The sequence below is a fragment of the Luteibacter sp. Sphag1AF genome, assembly GCF_014192715.1.
Taxonomy (GTDB): Bacteria; Pseudomonadota; Gammaproteobacteria; order Xanthomonadales; family Rhodanobacteraceae; genus Luteibacter.
On record NZ_JACHYH010000006.1, the window covers coordinates 196,909 to 216,284 of the forward strand.

Annotated in this window: 17 protein-coding genes; 1 reads left to right on the forward strand and 16 read right to left on the reverse strand. The window is 63.5% G+C overall.

Annotated elements, in window-relative coordinates:
* Position 1 precedes the first annotated feature (1 nt).
* From recO to FHW69_RS15240, 11 genes are all read right to left on the reverse strand, one after another.
* On the reverse strand, positions 2-712 hold the full coding sequence (gene recO / locus FHW69_RS15190) for a DNA repair protein RecO (RefSeq protein ID WP_183423934.1): 711 nt from the start codon (positions 710-712) through the stop codon (positions 2-4).
* A gap of 62 nt (positions 713-774) precedes the next feature.
* A complete protein-coding gene (gene era, locus FHW69_RS15195; RefSeq protein ID WP_183423935.1) occupies positions 775-1,701 on the reverse strand; it encodes a GTPase Era in 927 nt (308 codons plus the stop codon).
* The gene (gene rnc / locus FHW69_RS15200) at positions 1,698-2,351 is read right to left on the reverse strand and encodes a ribonuclease III (RefSeq protein ID WP_183423936.1); all 654 of its coding nucleotides are present in this window, start codon (positions 2,349-2,351) and stop codon (positions 1,698-1,700) included. Before rnc ends, era begins: the two co-directional genes overlap by 4 nt.
* Before the next feature lie 6 nt (positions 2,352-2,357).
* Positions 2,358-2,735 carry a DUF4845 domain-containing protein gene (locus FHW69_RS15205; protein WP_183423937.1) on the reverse strand — a complete coding sequence of 126 codons (378 nt, stop codon included), beginning with the start codon at positions 2,733-2,735 and terminating at the stop codon, positions 2,358-2,360.
* 136 nt (positions 2,736-2,871) lie between these two features.
* Positions 2,872-3,771 carry a signal peptidase I gene (gene lepB / locus FHW69_RS15210; RefSeq protein ID WP_183423938.1) on the reverse strand — a complete coding sequence of 300 codons (900 nt, stop codon included), beginning with the start codon at positions 3,769-3,771 and terminating at the stop codon, positions 2,872-2,874.
* 99 nt (positions 3,772-3,870) lie between these two features.
* Positions 3,871-5,661: a translation elongation factor 4 gene (gene lepA / locus FHW69_RS15215; protein WP_183423939.1), complete on the reverse strand. Its 1,791-nt coding sequence runs from the start codon at positions 5,659-5,661 to the stop codon at positions 3,871-3,873.
* A gap of 157 nt (positions 5,662-5,818) precedes the next feature.
* Positions 5,819-7,234: a DegQ family serine endoprotease gene (locus FHW69_RS15220; RefSeq protein ID WP_183423940.1), complete on the reverse strand. Its 1,416-nt coding sequence runs from the start codon at positions 7,232-7,234 to the stop codon at positions 5,819-5,821.
* A 115-nt stretch (positions 7,235-7,349) separates the two neighbouring features.
* Positions 7,350-8,036, reverse strand: a complete 687-nt coding sequence (locus tag FHW69_RS15225) for a sigma-E factor negative regulatory protein (protein ID WP_183423941.1) — start codon at positions 8,034-8,036, stop codon at positions 7,350-7,352.
* A complete protein-coding gene (rpoE, locus tag FHW69_RS15230; RefSeq protein WP_183423942.1) occupies positions 8,033-8,629 on the reverse strand; it encodes an RNA polymerase sigma factor RpoE in 597 nt (198 codons plus the stop codon). The genes FHW69_RS15225 and rpoE overlap by 4 nt, the downstream gene beginning before the upstream one ends.
* Positions 8,630-8,788: 159 nt before the next feature.
* Positions 8,789-11,398, reverse strand: a complete 2,610-nt coding sequence (locus FHW69_RS15235; protein WP_183423943.1) for a bifunctional diguanylate cyclase/phosphodiesterase — start codon at positions 11,396-11,398, stop codon at positions 8,789-8,791.
* A gap of 10 nt (positions 11,399-11,408) precedes the next feature.
* Positions 11,409-11,891, reverse strand: coding sequence for a hypothetical protein (locus tag FHW69_RS15240; protein WP_221195577.1), 483 nt, complete (start codon positions 11,889-11,891; stop codon positions 11,409-11,411).
* A gap of 145 nt (positions 11,892-12,036) precedes the next feature.
* On the opposite strand from FHW69_RS15240, the gene FHW69_RS15245 reads away from it, so the two are divergent.
* The gene (locus tag FHW69_RS15245; RefSeq protein WP_183423944.1) at positions 12,037-14,094 is read left to right on the forward strand and encodes a 3-hydroxyacyl-CoA dehydrogenase NAD-binding domain-containing protein; all 2,058 of its coding nucleotides are present in this window, start codon (positions 12,037-12,039) and stop codon (positions 14,092-14,094) included.
* Between the two features lie 72 nt (positions 14,095-14,166).
* Here FHW69_RS15245 and FHW69_RS15250 read toward each other — a convergent pair whose 3' ends face one another.
* From FHW69_RS15250 to FHW69_RS15270, 5 genes are all read right to left on the reverse strand, one after another.
* Positions 14,167-14,808 carry a DUF2058 family protein gene (locus FHW69_RS15250; protein ID WP_183423945.1) on the reverse strand — a complete coding sequence of 214 codons (642 nt, stop codon included), beginning with the start codon at positions 14,806-14,808 and terminating at the stop codon, positions 14,167-14,169.
* 19 nt (positions 14,809-14,827) lie between these two features.
* Positions 14,828-15,043, reverse strand: a complete 216-nt coding sequence (locus tag FHW69_RS15255; RefSeq protein ID WP_343204035.1) for a SlyX family protein — start codon at positions 15,041-15,043, stop codon at positions 14,828-14,830.
* Complete coding sequence (locus FHW69_RS15260; protein WP_183423946.1) at positions 15,040-16,383, reverse strand: UDP-glucose/GDP-mannose dehydrogenase family protein; 1,344 nt, start codon at positions 16,381-16,383, stop codon at positions 15,040-15,042. The genes FHW69_RS15255 and FHW69_RS15260 overlap by 4 nt, the downstream gene beginning before the upstream one ends.
* A 163-nt stretch (positions 16,384-16,546) precedes the next feature.
* On the reverse strand, positions 16,547-17,350 hold the full coding sequence (locus FHW69_RS15265; RefSeq protein ID WP_183423947.1) for an FKBP-type peptidyl-prolyl cis-trans isomerase: 804 nt from the start codon (positions 17,348-17,350) through the stop codon (positions 16,547-16,549).
* Between the two features lie 145 nt (positions 17,351-17,495).
* On the reverse strand, positions 17,496-19,259 hold the full coding sequence (locus tag FHW69_RS15270; RefSeq protein ID WP_183423948.1) for a cation:proton antiporter: 1,764 nt from the start codon (positions 19,257-19,259) through the stop codon (positions 17,496-17,498).
* Positions 19,260-19,376 lie beyond the last annotated feature (117 nt).

Here is a 19,376-nt window from a genome sequence, read left to right on the forward strand (position 1 = left end):
CTCAACGGCGGGTCATGGCGCCACCCAGCACCCGCCATGCACGCAGCTCGCCGCCACCCAGATGGAAACCGATTACCTGGCGCATCAGCCGGCGCAGGGCTACGAGGCCCGCCGTATCCGGGCAGGTGTCGGCGGCAAACGCCAGCAGGTCGCTGCCACGGATGGCTTCACGATCCCCCGGACGCGCCAGCAGCGAGCCCGTGCCTGGCGTGTAGCGATAGGAGGCATCCGGGTCCACCGGCTCGTCGCGCTCGACGTCCATATCCAGTTGCAGGCCGTAACCCAGGGTGTCGAGCATGTCGCGTTCGAAACGGCGCAACGACCAGGCCAGCGCTTCGCCCGCCGCCATCCGCCGAAGCGTGATGCCATACAGGTCAAATAGCTCGGGGTTGGCGTCCTGACGCCCGGTCAGGCGCACGATCAGCTCGTTGAGGTACAGACCGGCCAGTCCCGCATCGCCGGTCAGGCGCGTGGCCATGCCGGCGAACTCGGCGGCACGCAGGGTGGCCAGTTCCCCCTTCATCAGGAGGTCCAGCGAAAGCTGCTGGAAGGGCTCCAGTTGCGAGCGCTGGTTGCGCGCCCGCTCACGGCGAACCCCACGCGCGACGACGCCAATGCGGCCGTGGTCGCGGGTCAGGCATTCGACCAGCATCGAGGTCTCGCGATACGGACGCGCGTGCAGCACATAGGCAGGCTGTTGTTCGACGCGCACGGGACCTCTCTTTGACTGTCGTGACCACGGCGCCCTTCACGGGCGCGGCAGCCACGAAGGCATCACTCGTAACCGAAACGCTTCAGCAGGTTTTCGTCGTCGGCCCAGCCTTCGCGGACCTTGACCCACAGCTTCAGGAACACCTTGCGCTCGAAGAGGTTTTCCATGCTCTTGCGTGCCGAGGTACCGATGGCCTTGAGCTGTGCGCCGCCGTCGCCAATGACGATGGCCTTCTGACCATCGCGCTCCACCCAGATCACGGCATGCACTTCGGCAATGCCATCCGGACGGTCGCTGAAATGCTCGATTTCCACAGTGGTGGCGTACGGCAGTTCCTGGTCCAGACGCAGCATCAGCTGCTCACGCACCATTTCGGCCGCGATGAAGCGCTCGCTGCGGTCGGTGATTTCGTCTTCGCCATAGATGGCCGGCTGCTGCGGCAGGCGCTGCATGATGCCCTTCTCAAGCCCCGGAAGACCCTTGGACTTCAGCGCGGACACGTAATACACCTCGTCGAACGGGTGCCTGGTCATCAGGTCGGCAACGAACGGCAGCATCACCGTCTTGTCTTTCTGCAGGTCGACCTTGTTGATTGCCAGCAGGCGCGGTACGTCCTGCTCGCACAGGGCGGCATACACGGCGGCGTCTTCGTCGGTCCAGCGACCGGCTTCGATCACCTGCACGGCCAGATCCACTTCGCTCATCGCAGCGCGCGCGGCACGGTTGATGCTGCGATTCATCGCACGCTTCGCGCCGCGGTGCATGCCCGGCGTGTCCACGTAAAGAATCTGCCCTTCCGGCTTGGTGGAAATGCCGAGAATGCGGTGACGGGTGGTCTGCGGGCGATGGCTCACGATCGACAGGCGTACGCCAATCAGCGAGTTCAGCAGCGTGGACTTGCCGACGTTGGGACGTCCGGAAAGAGCGACGTAGCCACAACGGAAATCATCGTTTCCGGTGGTTTCGGGGAGATCGGTTGAATCGGTCATGCTTTGGTTTCCAGTAGTCGACGGAGGACCGCTTCGGCGGCGTCCTGCTCGGCGGCGCGCCGACTGCCTGCGCGTCCTTCAACGCATAGGGCAATGGGTTCGCCGATGGTGCAGCTGACGTCGAAAGTCTTTGCGTGGTCTTCGCCGTAACTGTCTTTCAGGTCGTACACAGGCAAGGGAAGCCCCTTGCCCTGCAGCCACTCCTGTAGCCTGGTTTTTGCATCCTTGCTGGAGCGCTTCAACGCAGCCACGCGGGGCGAGAAGAGCTCGGTAATCACTTCGCGGCAGGCATCATAGCCCGCATCGAGGTAGACGGCAGCCACAAGCGCCTCGAAGGCGTCGGCCAGAATCGAATCGCGGCGATAGCCGCCACTCTTCAGTTCGCCGGAGCCCAGCTTGAGGTCATCGCCCAGTTCCAGCTCGCGGGCAACCACTGCAAGAGCCTGGCCGTTGACCAGCTGCGCGCGCAGGCGCGACAGCTCGCCTTCGCTGGCGTTGGGATGGGCGTCGAACAAAAGCTCGGCAACGAGCACGCCAAGGAGCGCGTCACCCAGGAACTCCAGCCGCTCGTTGTTTGGCCGCCCGGCGCTGCGATGAGTGAGCGCCAGGGTGGCCAGGTTCGGATCACGAAATCGGTAGGAGAATCGCACGGTACCTCATTGGAGCACGTTGCTCTTCAGCTGCACGGATTTCTCGAAGTGCACCAGAAAAGCGATGTTGTACATGAACGGAATGTGCTTATCGTACGCCACCGTCATCTGGGCGCCATTGTTGCCGCGCTGCACAGTGATGTCGGAGGGCTTGATCGTCGAATCGTCCGTGTACTGGAAACTGAGTTTGTAGGCCAGGTCGCGACGCAGCGTGTCCAGCGACATGTCGCCACCGCTCTCCGCTTCCTGGTTCATGGCTTTCACCACACCGGCGAACTCGATATAAGCCGGCACCAGCTTCATCGCCATGAAGGCAAAAAAGCCCAGCACCGCGGCCACGACCAGAAAACCGATGAGCGTAATGCCCGACTGCTTCGACTTCATCATCCCCGTCCTGCCGCATCAAGAGCGGCACCCCTGTGAAAACATCAAAGAATGAGGCCGCGCCGTGCGCGGCCCCGAGCGGAGATTACCTTGTCTGCACGCGCTGGCAAACGCCAGACGCGTGCGGCTCGTCGCATTAATGGATGACCTTGCCCATCTTGGACCACTCGAACCAGCCGTTTGATGTGCCGCGCCAGGACATCCACACGAAGAACGCCTTGCCCACCAGGTTCTGCTCGGGCATGCAGCCCCACCAGCGGCTGTCGATGCTGTTGTTGCGGTTGTCGCCCATCACGATGTAGCAGCCCTTGGGCACTTCGGAGGGGACGGCGGCGTTGGGGATATCCATCGGCGAGTTAAACGAGGGCATCTGCGCAATCAGGTGATTGACGCTACCCAGGTGCTCGGTCAGCACGCGGGCATCGTGTTCGATCATCTGACGGTCTTCCAGGCGATTCATGTTGCCCTTGTACGGACCCACGTCGTCGGCACCCACACGCTCGCCGTTGACGTACAGCTCGCTGCCGCGGGTTTCGATGCGGTCACCGGGCAGGCCGATCACGCGCTTGATCCAGTTCTCGCTGGCTACCGGAGCGTGCGGGTCCTGGCAGGACGCGTCGCCCGAGCGGACGGCCTTGCCGTTTTCGTCAGGGCACATGAAACCCGGGAAACGGAACACCACGACATCGCCACGCTTCGGCTCACCGATATCCAGCAGCTTGTTGTTGAACGCGGGCATCCTGAGGCCATAGGAGAACTTGTTGACCAGGATGAAGTCACCCACGTCCAGCGTGGGCATCATCGAGCCGGACGGGATGCGGAACGGTTCGGCCACAAACGAGCGCAGCAGCAGGACCACCAGAAGCACCGGAAACAGCGAGCGCGACCAGTCTACCGGCCACGGCTCAGGTTGTTCCGTGCCCGAAGCATCGCTGCGCGCTTTGCGAGCTTTGTAGAAGAACAGGCGGTCCAGCAGCCAGACGACACCAAGCAGCGCCGTCGCGCCAAGAAGAAACGCCGAAAAATCAAAATTCATGCCTGCTCCATCAGTTTCGTTGACGGGTAGATCCCGCCTGCTCCGGCGCGGTGTACTGCGGCCGATCCCTGGCCATCACGCGCCTTTAGGGGCGCGTTGTTATTTGTCGACCTTCAGCACTGCCAGGAACGCTTCCTGTGGAATTTCCACACTGCCCACCTGCTTCATGCGCTTCTTGCCTTCTTTCTGCTTCTCGAGCAACTTCTTTTTGCGCGACACGTCACCGCCATAGCACTTGGCAAGGACGTTCTTGCGCAGGGCCTTGACCGTGGAGCGGGCAATGACGGCGGCGCCGATGGCGGCCTGGATGGCCACGTCGAACTGCTGTCTGGGAATCAGATCCTTCATCCGCTCCACAAGTTCCCGGCCCCGACGATCAGCGTGGGACCGGTGGACGATGAGGCTCAGGGCATCGACGCGGTCGCCATTGATGAGGATGTCCACGCGGACAAACGGGCCGGCGTCGAAACGCTCCAGCGCGTAGTCCATGGAGGCATAGCCACGGGACACCGACTTCAGGCGATCAAAGAAGTCGAGCACCACTTCGGCAAGCGGCAGCTCGTAGCTGACCTGCACCTGGGTGGCCAGATACTGGATGGAGCGCTGCACGCCGCGCTTCTCTTCGCACAGCGTGATCACATTGCCGACATACGCGCTGGGCGTGAGGATGTTGGCGACGATGATCGGCTCGCGGATTTCCTGAATCTGCGGGATGGCCGGCAGCTTGGCCGGATTGTCCAGCTCAAGGATGCTGCCGTCGGTCTTCAGCACTTCGTACACCACCGTGGGTGCCGTCGTGATGAGGTTGAGGTCGTACTCGCGCTCCAGGCGCTCCTGCACGATTTCCATATGCAGCATGCCAAGGAAGCCGCAACGGAAGCCGAAGCCCATGGCTTCGGAGCTTTCCGGCTCGAAGAACATGGCCGCATCGTTCAGGCGCAGCTTCTCAAGCGCCTCGCGCAGTGCCGGGTAATCGTCTGCGGATACCGGAAACAGGCCGGCGAAAACGCGCGGCTGCATGGTCTGAAAACCGGGCAACGGGTGATCAGCCGGCTTGCTGGCCAGGGTGAGCGTGTCGCCGACGGGGGCGCCATGCACGTCCTTGATGGACGCGTTGATCCAACCCACCTCGCCAGCACCCAGGCGGTCAAGCTTCTTGCGCTTCGGGGTGAACACACCCACGTCGTCGACCAGATGCGTGCGGCCGGTGGACATCACCAGGATCTTGTCGCCGGGCTTGATCTCACCCTGCATCACGCGCACCAGCGACACGACACCCAGGTAATTGTCGAACCAGGAGTCGATAATCAGCGCCTGGAGGCGATCCGTGTCGCGCGGTTTCGGCGGCGGGATGCGGTGAATGATGGCCTCAAGCACCTCGATCACGTTCTGGCCGGTCTTCGCGCTGACCGCAATGGCCTCGCTGGCGTCGATGCCGATCACAGCCTCGATTTCAGCCTTGGCCTTCTCCGGGTCAGCCGTGGGCAGGTCGATCTTGTTAAGGACCGGCACCACTTCCAGGCCCTGCTCGATGGCCGTGTAGCAGTTGGCGACCGACTGGGCTTCCACGCCCTGGGCTGCGTCCACGACCAGCAGCGCGCCTTCGCACGCGGCCAGCGAGCGGCTGACTTCATAGGAGAAGTCGACATGCCCGGGGGTGTCGATGAAATTGAGCTGATAGGTTTTGCCGTCGCGCGCCGTATAGGGCAGCGACACCGACTGGGCCTTGATCGTAATGCCGCGCTCGCGCTCGATCGGATTGTTATCCAGGACCTGCGCTTCCATTTCGCGCTCGGTCAGACCGCCGCAAATCTGGATGATTCGATCGGCCAGCGTCGACTTGCCATGGTCGATGTGGGCAATGATGGAGAAGTTGCGAATAAGTTCCATGGAGCGCCGTTATCACGTTCACCATCGTTCGCGGCGCGAACGACGTCGCGCCGCCGTGTGACAGGCGCGAATCCGTCAATTATCGCATGGAACGCCACCTTCCCGCCGCCCTTGCCATCCGCGGGCCAATTCGCCCGCGGATGGCAGCGTGGGACGATCAGCGGGACGAGGGAACGGTCAGCGCGAGGAAGCGGGTTGCGTCATCGCGACGAACGAGCAGCATCGCCGTATCGCCGGGCTTGACGGCCCTGGCGGCTTCGTGGAAATCGGCTGCACTGGCAATCCGTTTCTGGTTGACCATCAATACGATGTCACCCGCCTGGAGACCCGAGGCTGACGCCACCCAGCTGTCGGCCCGGCTGATGACCACGCCCTGCCCGGCCGGCAAGCCAAGCTGGCTGCGGGTGGCCGCGTCGATATCCTGAACGGCCAGACCCAGCGCATTCGCCTTGGCTCCGGCACTGTCGCCGACACCGCTGGCACGGGCGACCGACGACTTGTCCCGGGGCAATTCGCCCACCTTGACCTCGACCGTCTGCTTTTTGCCGTCACGCAGGATGTCCAGTCGTGCGGTGGACCCCGGTCGCGCCATGCCGACCATGGGCGGCAGATCGGCCGCCTGGCCAATGGACTGGCCATTGAACGCCAGGATGACGTCACCCTGACGCACGCCCGCGTGCGACGCGGCGCTGTCCGGCGTGACTTCCGCCACCAGCGCGCCGTTGGCGTTGGGCAGATTGAGGTTTTTCACAAACTGATCGACCGGCTGCACGCGCACGCCAAGCATGCCGCGCGAGACGTAGCCCTTTTCCTTGATCTGTTGCACCACGTTCATGGCCACATCAATGGGAATGGAGAACGCCACACCCTGATAGCCACCCGTGCTGGAATAAATCTGCGAATTCACGCCGACGACCTGGCCCTGCAGGTTGAACAGCGGGCCACCGGAATTTCCCCGGTTGATGGGCACGTCGGTCTGGATGAACGAGGTATAGGGCTGGTCGCCACTGCCCAGATTGCGGCCCACGGCGCTGACGATGCCCTGGGTCACGGTGTAGTCAAAGCCAAAGGGCGAGCCAATGGCCAGCACCCACTGTCCGGCCTTGAGCTGACGCGAATCGCCGATGGACACGGCCGGCAGCGCCCCGCCGTCCACTTTCAGCAGCGCGATGTCGTATTGGGGATCGGTGCCGACGACCTTGGCTGTGAGGGTGCGGCGGTCCTGCAGGCGCACCTGCACCTCTTCCGCGTTGTCCACCACATGATTGTTGGTAAGGACGTAGCCATCGGAGGAGATGATGAAGCCGGAACCGAGCGCTGTTCGCTCCTGCGGCGAAGGCATCATCGGCATGCCGAAAAAGCGCCGGAACATCTCGGCCTGATCGTCGGGCGCATTGCCCGGATCGGCGCCCTGACGGACGCGGTTGCTGTTGGATTTGGCCTCCACGTGGACCACGGCAGGCGCGTTCTTCTCGACGATGCCCGTGAAATCAGGCAGAGACTGGGCGCTGGCGCCCGCTGAAGTGATCACTAACGCGGCGGCCAGTACCGTACGCGCACTCCACTGACTCATCTTTCCTCCTTTTTCCATAGAAGTTCGTGCGGGGGCGAGCCACACGACCGAAGACATCGGGGTAAAACGGCACAGCAAACTAGCTGCGCCTCTCATCGGGCCCCAGGGCCGGCCCTCAGCGGGCCTGGACCTGCGGATGCGCAACCGGCTGCACATAACGGCTGCCGTCGGGGCGAACCATGAACATCACATTGCCGCTGTTCGGGTCTACACCGGCCGCGTCGGCGCGGGTAGCGTGAATCTGATAAGGCATGCTGCGCGACAGATACGGGGCATCGCCACCGGAATCGCCACCAAATGCCGCCTTCTGGGTGAACTGGGAGGCCATGGTGCCGCCACTCAGCCACTGGGGCACAGCCGGTGCCGCGGCAGGCTCGGCCGGGCTGGCGTCAGCCAGGTCCAGCGAGTTGCCCGCAGACGGTGTCTGCGCCATGGGAACGCTGGAACCCGGACCTGCCGGCTGGGTAAGCATCAGCGCGGCCACAGCCACGCTGGCGGCGATGGCGCCACCGGCCGACCAGTGAAGCCAGCGGCGACGGGGCGCCTGCGCAGCAACAACCGGCGTAACCACGCTGGCGGTGGCTGCCTCAGCATCAATGGCGGCCATGACGCGGCTGGCAAAACCTGCCGACACCTGCGGGCACAGCTCGCCACGCAAGCCGTCGCGGGCCACGTGATAACGGGACCACGCCTCGACCAGGGCGCTGTCGCTGTCAATCCGCCGCAGCAGGAAACGCAGTTCCTCGCGCGACAGTTCGGCATCCATACCGGCAGAGAGGATGTCCCGATTGGCTTCAGTCATGGCTTGTGATCCTCGCGGTCTGACAACAACGGCCGCAGTTTTTCGTCGATGGCTTCGCGAGCCCGGAAAATGCGTGAACGGACGGTTCCGATGGGACAGTCCATGAGGACGGCGATTTCTTCATAACTCTTGCCGTCCACCTCACGCAGCGTGATCGCGGCCCGAAGTTCCTCGGGCAGAGCTTGGACCGTGGAATACACGGTTTGTTCCACTTGTTCCCGCATCATTTCGCGCTCGGGGGTGGCGCTCTCGTGCAGGCGGGTGGCGCCAGGCACGTAAACGGCATCTTCCACGTCGATATCGCCCGTGGGCGGGCGACGCCCCATCGCAACCAGATGATTCTTGGCAGTATTTACCGCGATCTTGTAAAGCCAGGTATAGAAAGCGCTTTCACCCCGGAAAGAGCCGATGGCGCGCCACGCGCGCACGAAGGCTTCCTGGGCGATGTCCTCGCATTCAGTCCAGTCGTGCACATAACGGGAAATGAGTGCCACCACCTTGTGCTGGTACTTGCGCACCAGCAGGTCGAACGCACGCCTGTCTCCGTTTTGCACGCGCTCGACGAGTGCCTGGTCCAGTTCGTTTTCGCCCATCCGGGCATTTCTCCTTGCGCTGTGCCATGGGCCATGGATACGGGCGGTGCTGAGACAAGCGCTGACTCGCCAAGTTCATCGGCGAAGGCTGGCCGCCCCTGTCGGGAACCCGATGCCCATCCTACTACCCCTGTTCAATGGAGCTGTCCGCTGCCTGAATCAAGCACTGCCAGCGGGCGCCAGACCTTCGGTCAGAAGCCTTTGCCGCTCGCCAAGCAGTTTTTCAAAACTGATGGCCGGCAGCGGCCGGCAGAACAGATAGCCCTGCAATTCGTCGCATCCGTTGGCCCGCAGGAAATTCAGGTGCTGCTCGATTTCCACACCTTCGGCCACGACGCCCCGCTTCAGCCGGTGGGCCATGTCGATGGTGGCGCGCACGATGGCCTCGTCGTCGGGGTCCACACCAATGTTGCGTACGAAGCTCTGGTCGATCTTGATGCGGTCGGCAGGAAGGCGCCGCAGGTAGTCCAGTGATGCCGCACCGGTGCCGAAATCGTCGATGGCAATGCGACAACCCATCGCATGCAGCGCATCAAGACTTTCGACCAGGTGCGGCACGGTCTTCACGCTGATGCTTTCGGTCACTTCCAGCTCGAGGCAGGATGGGTCCAGCCCGGTGTCGATCAATGCGCCGGCCACCGTGGCCACGAGGTTGGGCTGCATCAGCTGCACGGCCGACAGGTTTACGCCCAGGCGCAGACGCAGGCCAAACATTTTCTCCCAGGCATGCGCCTGCGCGCAGGCCGTACGCATCACCCATTCGCCAATGGACACGATGAGACCACTGGCTTCGGCCAGCGGAATGAAGAATGCGGGCGAGATGGTGCCAAGCTCCGGATGCTCCCAGCGCACCAGCGCTTCCATGCCAACGATATCCTCGGTCATGGTGTCGACCTGCGGCTGGTAGAACACGCGCAACTCACCGTTGCGTTCGGCATGGCGCAGCTTGGCTTTCAGTGCGACGTGCTGTTGCTGGGAGAGGTCGGAGCTGGGGGCATAGATCTGGAAATTGTTGCGCCCCAGACTCTTCGCGCCATACATCGCCTCATCCGCATGCCGCAGCAGATGCTCGCCGTCGGAGGCATCGTCGGGGAAGAACGCCACGCCGATGGATACCGTCATCTGCAGCTCGGAACCATCGTCCAGCGGCAACGGCGTTTCCATCACCTGGACGATCTTCTCCGCGATACGCAGCACGTCATCACGCTTGATGATGTGCCGCAGGATCAAGGTGAACTCGTCACCCGCATAACGGGCCACGGTGTCGGATGCGCGCACGCTGGCGCGCAGGCGCCGCGCTACGGCAGACAGCACCTGGTCGCCCACGCTGTGACCCAGTGTGTCGTTGATGCTCTTGAAGCGGTCAAGGTCCACGAACAGCGCGGCAAAGCATTCGCCCGTGCGCTGCGCCTCGCGGATGGTGGTGTCCAGACGGTCATTGAACAGCAGCCGGTTCGGCAGCCCGGTCAGGCCATCGAGCAAACCCTTGGCCCGACCCTGCTCGCGCGTGCGGCGCAGTTCCAGTGCCGATGCAAAGCGCGACGACGCCGCGCGCAGCGCAGGCTCCAGCACACGCGCATCATCCAGCGCCCGCCTGCGACCCACAAACATCGCGCCCAGCACAGCACGCCGCTCGTCGATCAATGGCAGGAATGCAAACGAATTCAGACTCAGCGCATCCACCAGCGGGTCAGCAACCGTGCCCACATCGGACGGCTGAAGCCGGACCACCGCATTGCCCGCCAGGCAGGACATCAGCAGCGGCAAACTGCCCTCTTCCGGCCACACCACCGTTCCCGGGCCGTTCCACAGGCGAATCAGGGGTGGCGCGGGCGAATCGCCCTCGATCATCGTTGACCAGATGGCGACGACATCAAGCTCCAGTGCGTCTGCAAGCATCGCTGCCGCCTCGCCCATGCCTTCATCGTCACTGGCGGACGCATCAAGCAACGACAGAAGCGACAGTGCGCGCTCGGCCATTTCGCTGGAACGGAAGTCGCGGAAGGCAATCGCAATGCGATGCTCACCGGCCTGCTCGATGCGACGGATGTCGATCTCGCCGGGGATGTCCACGCCCTCCGGACGGCACAGGCTGCACAACAATGCATCGGCGTTCGCGGCAGGCCAGGGCGTGCCGTTGCTCAACCGGAACACGCTGCCAACCGTGGCTCCGTCGCGCAGAAACGCGGCATCGGTAAAAAGGCGGGCAAACGCATCGCCCACTTCGATAATCCGCCCGGTGCCGGCAGCCGCCACGATCCAGGCGCAGCCAGCGTCGAACGCAAAACGATAGTCGCCCGCGGTGCCGGACGTCACCGGCAGCACGGGTGCGGGCACGGGAGCGGCAACAACCCGGACATCAGGTGGCGGCGGATACGGCGCGGGCGGATGAGCCACCACGCTGGCCATGGCGCGACGCGCACGCGCCAGCAACTCGTCCTCCAGCATCTCCGCGCGAACCCAGTCGACCGTGTCCGCAGGCATGAACTGGAGCGCCGCCGCATCAGGCAGCACGCAGATCAGCGGAACGCGGGCATACAGCGGCAACGCACGAAGTGCTTCAACCGCCGCCAGACCATGACCGGCATGACCGTCGATTTCCACGACCATCAGCGCCAGCGGCGGATGCTCATCCAGCAAACTGCGCAGATGGGCAAGATCTCGTGCGCTGTACAGCGCAATGTCGTCTCCCCCATCCAGTGCATCGAACATGGAGCGGCGCAGTTCGCGACGTTCCGTGAAAAGGATGACCCCCCAGGCCTCGCTCATTGATACGTACTCATACGACCCAGCGCCCGTCACGAAGACGGGGTTTGACGGTGCGGGTGCGCCAGTCGGCATCCACCCGCGCCACGACGTTGTCCAGCGCCCCCAGCAAGGACGAACTGGCTCCCAGAAGAACGACCCGGCGCACGTGTTCGGTCTGCGCGCGCGCAAGTTGCCGCAGAAGCGCACTGTCGGTGGCGCTTGGCACGCCCTCGGGCATCTCCACCAGGTAAACGCCGAAATGCAGGCTTTGCAGGATGTAACGCAACGCATCACCCAGGCGGACGCAGCCAGGAACGCGCATCTGCGCATCCCTCAGACTGCACAGCCCCTCGCCCTGACGCCACAGATACACCGCCTGCCCGGTGCGCCGGGCCACCAGCCGGAACTGGTCCAGCAGGGGGGCGGAGTCGTCAGTGTCCAGCGCAACCAGAGGACCGGCGGCTGACAGGATGCTCTCGAAGACCTCGGTCCCTGAATGCGCGTCGGTATGCATTGTTCGTACGGCGGCTGTGATGCCACAAGTATTGTGCCAATCCGCCCGGCGCGCCAGATAGCCCGTTCGCATTTCTGCCGCCATCTCGCAATCGGAGCGGCACAACGGTAAGGTGGCGCGATCACTCGCTATCGCCAGATGAGCCATGTTTGAAGGACTGCGTTTTAAACACTGGAAAACCAGCGAAGACGAAAGCGGCATCGTCGTCCTCACCCTGGACCGCGAAGGCAGCAGCGTCAACGCTCTGTCGCGCGAGGTTCTGGGCGAACTCAACGACATCGTCGAGCGCCTGGCCATTGAGAATCCGCCCGGGGTGATCATCCACTCGGCCAAGCCCTCGGGCTTTGCGGCCGGTGCCGATATCAAGGAATTTATCGAATTTGCCAAAGAAGGCGGTGTTCTGGAAAGCATCCAGAACGGCCAGCGCATCTTCGAGAATCTTGCCCGCCTTCCCTGCCCCACAGTCGCCGCCATCCACGGCGCGTGCATGGGCGGCGGCACCGAACTGGCCCTCGCCTGCCGCATGCGCATTGCAGCGGACGACGAGCGCACGAAGATCGGCCTGCCCGAAGTCATGCTCGGCATCCACCCCGGCTGGGGCGGCACCGCCCGCCTGCCGCGCCTGATCGGTGCGCCCGATGCGCTGCCGGCCATGCTCACCGGCAAGCCGTTCAACGCGCGTCGCGCGAAAGCAGTGGGCCTTGTTGACCGCATCGCCCGACCGGACGAGCTGCTGGCAGAGGCACGTCATCTGCTCAAGCGCCCGACGAAGCAGGCATTTGCGTTGCGCGCCAAAGCGTGGGCCACCAACACCTGGCCGGCCCGGCAGATCATCGCGCCGATGGTGCTCAAGCAGACGGCAGCGAAGGTGCGCAAGGAACACTATCCGGCGCCGTTTGCACTGATCGAGGTGTGGCGTCGCGGTGGCAGCAACATCCAGCAGCGTCTGAAGCTGGAAGCGAAATCGGTGGCGAAGCTTGCCGAAACGGCGACCGCCCGCAACCTCATCCGCATCTTCTTCCTGCAGGAACGCCTCAAGGGTCTCGGCGGCGGCGCAGAGCATGGCATCGAACACGTGCATGTAGTCGGCGCCGGCGTCATGGGCGGCGACATCGCGGCGTGGGCAGCACTGAAGGGCTTCAACGTCACGCTGCAGGATCGCGAACTCAAGTTCATCGAGCCGGCGCTGAAACGCGCCCGCGCGATGTACGAGAAAAAACTCAAGGCGCCCGCAAAAGTCGAGGAAGCGGTCAAGCGTCTGCGTGCGGATGTGGAAGGCAAAGGCGTCGCCGAAGCCGATCTCGCCATCGAGGCCATTTTCGAAAACGCGCAGGCCAAGCACGACCTCTACGCCGCCATCGAGCCGCAGTTCCAGGCCGATGAAATTCTCGCGACCAACACCTCAAGCATTCCGCTGGACGAACTGCGTCAGGGCCTGAAAGCGCCGCAGCGCTTCCTCGGCCTGCACTTCTTCAATCCGGTGGCGCAGATGCCGCTGGTGGAAGTGGTCCGCCACGACGGCCTGGACCCTGCCATCGAAAAACGCGCCCTCGCCTTCTGCAAGGCCATCGGCAAACTGCCGGTGCCGGTCAAGGGCACGCCGGGATTCCTGGTCAACCGCATCCTCATGCCGTACCTCATGGAATCCATGCGCCTTTACAACGAAGGCGTGCCGGGTCCGGTGCTGGATCGCGAAGCAAAGAAGTTCGGCATGCCGATGGGCCCGATCGAGCTGGCCGACACGGTGGGCCTGGACGTCTGCGCCTCGGTAGGCAAGGAACTGGCCCCCTTCCTCGGCCTGGAAATTCCGCAGGGCCTGGAAGCCAAACTGGCTGCCAACAAGCGCGGCAAGAAGGATGGCGAAGGCCTCTACGTGTGGAAGGAAGGCAAGCCGGAAAAGCCGGAAGTGGATCCGAACTACGTGCCGCCCGCCGATGTGCAGGACCGCATGATTCTGCCGATGGTCAACGAAGCCGTCGCCTGCCTCGCCGAAGGCGTGGTGGACGATGCCGACCTGCTGGATGCCGGCGTCATCTTCGGCACCGGCTTCGCGCCGTTCCGGGGCGGCCCCATCCAGTACGTGCGCGCGGAAGGCGTCGCTGCCGTGCGCGCCCGCCTCGACAAGCTGGCGGAACGTCACGGCGCGCGCTTCAAGCCGAAGGAAGGCTGGGACAACCCGGTACTCACCCAGCCGCTGGCCTGATCGCCACCGGTTGGGACGAAAAGAAAAAGGGAGCATGTGCTCCCTTTTTTGTGCCTCAGCAGCGACTGACGATCACCACATCAGATCATCAGGCACGCCATCGTCGCCTTCATCGACCGCATTGGGATCGACCACCAGGGCAATATGCTCCGGCGCGACGTCGCGGATCTGCTCGATCACCTTGCGATCCAGCAGCAGATAACGCCCGCCGTGCTGCACGACACCCAACTCGCCCGCATTGAGCGCGACCAGCTGCGCGTCGTCCACGTACACGCGACGGATCTTGTCGCCATAAGGAAAATGCCGGACTTTGTCGGCATCCGGCTTGTTCAGCGCATTGCCAGCCAGCAACTGCTCCAGCTTGCGCTTGCGCTCCTTGCGCAGGCGCGCCACTTCGGCCGCCTCCTGTTCCAGGCGCTTGCGCTCAGCCGCCTCGGCCTGCGAGCGGATGGCATACGCCTTGGCCAGGTCGATCTCGCCGTCCTTGCGCGGAGCAGGAGCGCCCTGCGGACGCTGCGGTTTGCCGCCGCGCTGGTTGTTGTTGCCGCCACCGGAAGCAGGCCGGTTGTTGCGTCCGGCCGGTGCCGCACCCTGCGGGCGCTTGCCCTGCTGGGAACCGGAGCCCTGAGGACGCGGCGCAGGCGCGCGCTTTTCCTCCCGGGCGGGAGGAGTGAAGCCTGCTTTCAGCAGGAGATCGCGAAGTGAATCTGCCATGGAATGCTCTTGATGCGGCTCAGTAGTGCGGCGGCGGTGGTTCGGCATGCGGATCACCACCGATGCCCGCGCGCAGGGAAGTCAGGTCCGAGTGCAGGGCGCGCATGGCGCGCTCAAGCGCCGCCAGACGCTGGGAGATATCGGCATCAGCGGACGACAGCCCGTTGACCGTATCCTCGACGAAGGCCAGCTTGACCTCAAGCTCGGTAACCCGGTTGTCCATGTTGTTGCTCACGGGGATTGCCTCAGGCTGCGGCCACGGCCAATGCCGTAGTACGCCAGGCCCGCATCTTCCACCGCCACCGGGTCATACAGGTTACGGCCATCGAAGATGGCTGGCGTTTTCAGAAGACCCTGGACGCGGCTGAAGTCGGGGCTGCGGAATGCCTTCCACTCGGTAACGATGGCAAGCACATCGGCGCCTTCCAGCGCCTGATAAGGCCGGTCGCACAGCACCAGGTCATCACGCTCGCCGTAAATGCGGCGGGTTTCGTCTGCCGCTTCCGGATCGCACGCGCGAACCGTGGCGCCTGCATCCCACAGCTGCTCCATCAGGCGACGGCTTGAGGCTTCACGCATGTCGTCGGTGTTGGGCTTGAATGCGAGACCCCAGATGGCCACCGTCTTGCCGGCCAGCTCGCCGTTGAAGTGACGCGAAATGAGTTCGAACAGCTTCGACTTCTGCGCGTCGTTGACCGCCTCCACGGCATTGAGCAGCACGGCCTCGTAACCATAGGCATGCGCCGTACGACCAAGGGCCTGCACATCCTTCGGGAAGCACGAACCACCGTAACCGGCGCCCGGATAGATGAAGCTGTAGCCAATGCGCGGGTCCGAGCCGATGCCCTGGCGAACCAGCTCGACGTCGGCGCCCACGCGCTCTGCGATATTGGCAATTTCGTTCATGAAGCTGATCTTGGTCGCCAGCATCGCGTTGGCGGCGTATTTGGTCAGCTCAGCCGAACGCTCATCCATCACCACCATGCGGTCGTGATTGCGATTGAACGGCGCGTAGAGCTTGCGCAGCTGGGTCACGGCGCGCGGGCTGGAAGCGCCCACGATGATGCGATCCGGGCGCAGGCAGTCCTCGACCGCATCGCCCTCTTTCAGGAATTCGGGATTGGAGACCACGTCGAATTCGACGCTTGCCTCACGCGCCGCAAGACGCGACGCCACCATGTCGCGCACGCGATCGGCCGTACCCACCGGCACGGTGGACTTGTTCACGATCACGGCATAACGCCCCAGGTGATCGCCCACCGAGCGCGCGACGGCCAGCACGTATTTCAGGTCGGCGCTGCCATCTTCATCGGGCGGGGTGCCCACCGCGATGAAAATGATGTCGCCATGAGCTACAGCAGGAGCGGCTTCGGTGGTGAAATCCAGCCGGCCTTCCTCGTGGTTGCGCCGGACCATGGGCTCAAGCCCCGGCTCGTAAATCGGCACTTCGCCGTTTTTCAGGCACTCCACCTTGTCTGCATCGACGTCCACGCACACAACGTGGTTGCCCATTTCCGCCAGACATGCGCCCGTGACGAGGCCCACGTAACCGGTTCCGAAGATCGTGACTTTCATGACATTCCCTGGCGCCAGCAAGGCGCCGCGATGGAACGGGGCATTGTAGAAGACCGTGACGCGCCATGCGAGGTGGCGCGGCGTTCCGTCCGCCAGACAACGAAAAGGGGTGCGGATTGCTCCGCACCCCTTCTTTTACTTTCAGAGCTTTAACGCAACCAGCTTACTTGCCGGCGCCGCCCTGCGGACCTGCACCTGCCGGCGTGGCGGCCGTCTTCAGGAGTTCAACCTCGAAGATGATCGTCGCATTCGGCGGGAAGCCGTTCTCCGGCTTGGCGCCGTAAGCGATGGCTGCCGGGATGAACAGCTTGTACTTGCCACCGACCTGCATCAGCTGCAGACCTTCGCGGAAGCCCGGGATAACCGAGGCAAGCGGGATCGTGGCCGGTGCGCCGTTCGGGTGCTCGGCATCCTTGTGGGCAGCCGAGGCGTCAAACACTTCGCCGTTCACAAACGTGCCGGTGTAGTTGATCGAAACCGTGTCGGACGGGCCCGGACGCTGACCGGTACCGGCCTGGATGACTTCGTACTGCAAACCCGAAGCGGTGGTCTTTACGCCAGGAGCGGACTTGTTCTTGGCAAGGAAGGCAGCGCCTTCCGCGGCATTCTTGGTCGACTCTGCGTTGTATTCACGCTCTGCCTTGGCCTTCAGCTGGGTCGTGAACGCGTCACGGACAGCCTTGGCTTCTTCGTTCGACATGGTCGGCTGCTGGCCCGAGAGGGCAGCCTGCACCGCCTTGCCGACGGTTGCCGGATCAAGCTCGGCGCGGACGAGCGGCGGCAGCTGGCTGGCGATATCCCAACCCACCACGTAGCTGGCCTTCTGCTTGTCAACCGCACCAGCCGGAGCTGCGGACGTCGCAGCGGCCTTGGGGGTCTTGGCAGCCTGGGCAGATGCGCCCGCGGTCGTGGCCAGCGCAACAGCCAGCGCGGCGGCCGTCATCGTGGGACGCAAAAAGTGCTTCATTCGATACTCCCTCATTCTTGAAAGATTCGGCGACGCCGGTACACCTCCGTGTGGAGGCAGAACGCCATTGTGCGGTGGTTCGCGCCCAGCTTGCAATGACGGTGGATGGGACAAGGTTCATGGGAAATAGTTCAAGGCGGGCCGCTTATTCCTCTGGCGAGTGCCCGGGCTTGTCCAGCGTGTCCTTAAGCGCCGCCTGCAAACGCGCGTGCACCTGGACCAGGACCCGCCAGAGAAGCCACGTAAGTCCCGCTCCCAAAAGGATAATGAGGAACGCCACTTCGCGCGGCGGCAGAATGGTGGACGCCAGTGCCGCCACCAGCAGCCCCAGCACCAGCAGCACCGCCATCGGGATGACCCGCGCGAGCAGGCTGCGAATGGTGTAATTGCGGCTGCCCCCCACGTGCTCGGGAATGCTGAGTTCTGCCAGAAGCATGCCCAGGGCCCCTGCCTTGCGATAGGCAGCAACAATCATGGGCAGCGACAGCAGGGCGGCCAGCGACCAGGCGAGGCTGCGCTGGATCGTTACCTGTCCGGCCAGCAGTTCCAGATGCAGGAAGCCGCGGCGATAGGCATATGCCACCACAATGAAGACGGCAATCACCAGCATCATGTTGATGACCACGTGCCAGACCAGTCGCCGGATCATCTTCATCACGATGGCGCCCTGCCCCGACAGACCCAGGTTACCCATCCAGTCTGTATAGGCGCGCCCCACACCGGTGAGCCTTGCCGGCAGGCGCCGGGCGAGAAACCCGGCCAGCGGATCTGATCCGCGGATCAGATAGGGCGTCAGGAAGGTGGTGATGGCCGACACGGCGACTGCCACGGGGTAAAGGAACTTGCTGGTGACGTTGAGAGTGAGGCCCAGCGACGCGATGACGAACGAGAACTCGCCGATCTGCGCCAGCCCCATGCCGACGCGCAGCGACGTGCGGCCATCGTTGCCCGCCACAAAACTGCCGAAACTGCACGTCATTACTTTGCCCACCACCACGGCGACCGTGACGATGAAGATGGGCCATGCGTATTCCACCAGCAGCGCGGGGTCGATCAACATGCCGATGGCCACGAAGAAGATGGCACTGAACATGTCGCGCACCGGCATGATGATGCGCTCGACGCGCGCCACCGCTTCGGACTCCGCCACAATCGCACCGATCATGAAGGCGCCCAGCGCCACGCTGTAGCCGAGTTCGGTCACCAGCAGGCAGAAGCCGAACAGGATGCCGAGCACGGCCACCAGCAGTACGTCGTTGCGGCTGACCCGGGCGATGTAGTCCACCACGCGCGGCACCAGCAGCAGACCGACCACCAGCGACACCGCCATGAACAGGCCGAGGCGACCGATGGCAGCGAATGCATCGCCCGCCTCCACCCCGCCCGTGCTGGCAATACCGGTAAGCAGTGCCATCAGCACGATGGCCAGCAGGTCCTCCACGATGAGGATGCCGAACATCAGCTGCGCGAAGCGCTCGCGTTTGAGGCCCAGATCCTCCAGCGCCTTCATGATGATCGTGGTGGAGGAGATGGAGAGCATGGCCCCAAGGAACAGCGAGTCCATCGCCGACCACGAGAAGAAGCGGCCGATCTCGTAGCCGATCCACACCATCAGGACGATTTCTGCGAAGGCCGCCACCAGCGCTGCGCCACCGACAGCACGAAGCTTCTTGAGGCTGAACTCCAGACCCAGTGCAAACAGCAGCAGGATCATGCCCAGTTCGGAGAGCGTGCGGATGGTTTGTTCGTCGTGGATGAAGATGACCGGCAGCGTATGCGGCCCGATCAGAAGTCCCGCAATGATGTAGCCCAGCACGACCGGTTGCCGGAGGCGCTGGAAAATAACTGTCGTAAGCCCGGCCACAAGCATCACCGTGGCCAGATCCTGGATGAAAACGAGTTCGTGCATGCGTATCCCTGATGCGTTCCTGCATTGAGATTAGCGCGTGCGAGGTGTCGTTAACGCGATGCTGTTTATTCTTTGAGCAACTTTCGCGCCATGACGAATTGGGCGTGTGAAGCTAAA

What these genes read in the sequence shown, in the direction of transcription:
- era (WP_183423935.1), bottom strand. Translation starts at nt 1,701, where the DNA reads ATGACCGATTCAACCGATCTCCCCGAAACCACCGGAAACGATGATTTC.
- FHW69_RS15205 (WP_183423937.1), bottom strand. Translation starts at nt 2,735, where the DNA reads ATGAAGTCGAAGCAGTCGGGCATTACGCTCATCGGTTTTCTGGTCGTG.
- lepB (WP_183423938.1), bottom strand. Translation starts at nt 3,771, where the DNA reads ATGAATTTTGATTTTTCGGCGTTTCTTCTTGGCGCGACGGCGCTGCTT.
- lepA (WP_183423939.1), bottom strand. Translation starts at nt 5,661, where the DNA reads ATGGAACTTATTCGCAACTTCTCCATCATTGCCCACATCGACCATGGC.
- FHW69_RS15220 (WP_183423940.1), bottom strand. Translation starts at nt 7,234, where the DNA reads ATGAGTCAGTGGAGTGCGCGTACGGTACTGGCCGCCGCGTTAGTGATC.
- FHW69_RS15225 (WP_183423941.1), bottom strand. Translation starts at nt 8,036, where the DNA reads ATGACTGAAGCCAATCGGGACATCCTCTCTGCCGGTATGGATGCCGAA.
- rpoE (WP_183423942.1), bottom strand. Translation starts at nt 8,629, where the DNA reads ATGGGCGAAAACGAACTGGACCAGGCACTCGTCGAGCGCGTGCAAAAC.
- FHW69_RS15235 (WP_183423943.1), bottom strand. Translation starts at nt 11,398, where the DNA reads ATGAGCGAGGCCTGGGGGGTCATCCTTTTCACGGAACGTCGCGAACTG.
- FHW69_RS15240 (WP_221195577.1), bottom strand. Translation starts at nt 11,891, where the DNA reads ATGCATACCGACGCGCATTCAGGGACCGAGGTCTTCGAGAGCATCCTG.
- FHW69_RS15245 (WP_183423944.1), top strand. Translation starts at nt 12,037, where the DNA reads ATGTTTGAAGGACTGCGTTTTAAACACTGGAAAACCAGCGAAGACGAA.
- FHW69_RS15250 (WP_183423945.1), bottom strand. Translation starts at nt 14,808, where the DNA reads ATGGCAGATTCACTTCGCGATCTCCTGCTGAAAGCAGGCTTCACTCCT.
- FHW69_RS15260 (WP_183423946.1), bottom strand. Translation starts at nt 16,383, where the DNA reads ATGAAAGTCACGATCTTCGGAACCGGTTACGTGGGCCTCGTCACGGGC.
- FHW69_RS15265 (WP_183423947.1), bottom strand. Translation starts at nt 17,350, where the DNA reads ATGAAGCACTTTTTGCGTCCCACGATGACGGCCGCCGCGCTGGCTGTT.
- FHW69_RS15270 (WP_183423948.1), bottom strand. Translation starts at nt 19,259, where the DNA reads ATGCACGAACTCGTTTTCATCCAGGATCTGGCCACGGTGATGCTTGTG.